This is a genomic window from Stutzerimonas stutzeri, from assembly GCF_013522825.1.
Taxonomy (GTDB): domain Bacteria; phylum Pseudomonadota; class Gammaproteobacteria; order Pseudomonadales; family Pseudomonadaceae; genus Stutzerimonas; species Stutzerimonas stutzeri_AK.
Map to the genome: position 1 here is coordinate 1 of NZ_JAAMQZ010000117.1, position 255 is coordinate 255.

Annotated in this window: 1 pseudogene; it reads left to right on the forward strand. The window is 59.6% G+C overall.

The annotated features are described in order from the left end of the window. Window positions 1-255 (forward strand): annotated as a pseudogene (locus G7020_RS23850) (IS110 family transposase); the annotation flags it as partial.

Genomic DNA, 255 nt, shown 5'->3' on the forward strand with positions numbered 1-255 from the left:
GTGCTTGGCAGCCTGATCCACCGTCCATTCGCCGCCTCAAGGCCCTGGTGCATCGCCTGAAGGATCTTCAGGAGCTGGAGCAGATGGAACAGAACCGCCTGGACGTGACCCGCGAGACCAAGGTCAAAGCGTCGATCGAGTCGGTTCTTGAACATTTACGCCAGCAAATCGCCGAGACGCTGGAGGCGATCAAGCAGCATTTCGACGACAACGATGACTTGCGCGGCCAGCGTGACCTGCTCACGAGCATCGACG